Source organism: Frankia sp. ACN1ag (assembly GCF_001414035.1).
Taxonomy (GTDB): domain Bacteria; phylum Actinomycetota; class Actinomycetes; order Frankiales; family Frankiaceae; genus Frankia; species Frankia torreyi.
Genome location: NZ_LJPA01000086.1, coordinates 1 through 1,768, shown reverse-complemented (window position 1 = coordinate 1,768; position 1,768 = coordinate 1). Strand labels below are relative to the sequence as shown.

Below are 1,768 nucleotides of genomic sequence, written 5' to 3'. Positions count from 1 at the left end.
GCTCGTACTTGTCGGTCACTGATGGCGTTGCGCGAAGAAGGCGGTCGCTTTTGAGAGGAACTCGCGCTCCATCCGGAGTTCCCGGTTCTCCTTCTCCAGCTCCTTCAACCGTGCGCGGTCGGACATCGAAAGTGGCTCTTCTTCGCCCTGGTGGGTCCGACGCCAGGTGGCCACCCAGCTCCCCAAGGTTCCCTCGTTGATACCGAGATCCTTCGCGATCGCCGATACCGGCCGACCCGAATCGATGACGAGTTTCACGGCCTCGTCCTTGTNCTCGGGCGTGTACCGCCTCCGCGACTGACNCATTGATCTCCTCCGCTCACGGATCAATTATCCCACATAGGGATCACTGTCCGAAGAACGGGGACCACCTCAATCGCCGTATGGTCGGCGCTGCCGGTCAGGGCGGTGCGTCCGTCGGGCGTGAGCGCCACCGCGAAGATGGTGTCGTCGTGGCCGGTGAGGGTGGCGCGGCGGACGGGATGAGCTGGGTCGCTCAGATCCCACACGATCGCTGTCCCGTCTCGGCTACCGGTCAGCGCGGTGCGCCCGTCCAGCGTGAGCGCCACCGCGTTCACCACGTCGGCGGAATCCGTCAAGCTGTTTGAGTCAGGCGCTTCAGAAAATTAGTTGGCCTGCTGATCGGTGTCCTGGTCGTCGGGCCGGTTGATCCACGCGGGCTTGGGGAGCTCGGGTGGGGTCGGGGGTCGGCGGACGAACCGTTCGGGGTGTGCGGCGTAGGCGGCGTCGAGCACGCTGGCGCGGGCCTGGTGGACGGTGTCGGCCTGGCCGTGGTGCACGACCGCCGGGGTCAGCAGGCCGATCCCGGAATGGCGGTGCTGGTTGTTGTAGTGGTCGAAAAATTGTCGGCACCAGGCGCGAGCCGTCTGCAGGGTCTCGAACGACGCCGGGAAGTCGGGCCGGTACTTCAACGTTTTGAAGTGGGCCTCTGAATACGGGTTGTCGTTGGAGACCCGCGGGCGGGAATGGGAACGGGTGACCCCGAGATCGGCGAGGAGCAGTGCGACGGTTTTCGAGGTCATGGACGTGCCGCGGTCCGCGTGGATCGTGAGCTGGTCAGGGTTGACGGCCTGTTTCTCGCAGGTGGCGCGGAGTAGATCGTCGGCGAGGGCCGCGGATTCGGCGTCGGCGACCATCCACCCGACAACATAGCGGCTGTACACGTCGATGATGACGTACAGGTAGTAGTAAGTCCATTTCTTCGGGCCGCGGAGTTTTGTGATATCCCACGACCAGACGGTGTTGGGCTTTTCGGCGACGAGTTCGGGTTTGACATGAGCCGGGTGGGTGGCCTGGCGGCGGCGTTCCCCGGTCTCTCCGTGCTCGGCGAGGATCCGGTACATCGTGCGGGGAGACGCCAGGTAGATCCCCTCGTCCAGCAGCGCCGCCCAGACCTGGTCCGGGGAGGCGTCCACGAACCGCTCCGAGTGCAACAGCTCCAGCACCCTCGCCCGCTCCTCGGCCGTCAGGGCCGCGGGCTGGCGGCGCTGCTTGTGCGGAATCGGTGCCGGCCGCGGCGGAGCAGGGCTTTTCCGGTGCCGCCGGTAATGCGTCGCCCGGGACCGGCCCACCGCCCGGCACGCCGCGACGGCCCCGACTTTCGGGATCAGCTGTTCGAGCGCTTCCTCGGTCACCTGTTCCGCGTGTTCGGCGACGGCGGGTTCTCGTCGGGAGCGCCCTCGGAGAGTTTCTCCAAGAGCGCGGCAAGTTTTCCCTGCACATCGATCACGAACTGGGCCTTCGCCAG

Annotated in this window: 1 protein-coding gene and 2 pseudogenes; all 3 read right to left on the bottom strand. The window is 66.1% G+C overall.

Going from position 1 to position 1,768, the window contains the following annotated elements:
• Positions 1 to 272 (bottom strand): annotated as a pseudogene (locus UK82_RS30600) (transposase); the annotation flags it as partial.
• 54 nt (positions 273 to 326) lie between these two features.
• Entirely contained in the window at positions 327 to 581 is a 255-nt protein-coding gene (locus tag UK82_RS30595) for a WD40 repeat domain-containing protein (RefSeq protein ID WP_161849194.1), read from the bottom strand.
• 45 nt (positions 582 to 626) lie between these two features.
• A pseudogene (locus UK82_RS30590) lies at positions 627 to 1,646 on the bottom strand (IS3 family transposase); the annotation flags it as partial.
• Between the last annotated feature and the right edge of the window lie 122 nt (positions 1,647 to 1,768).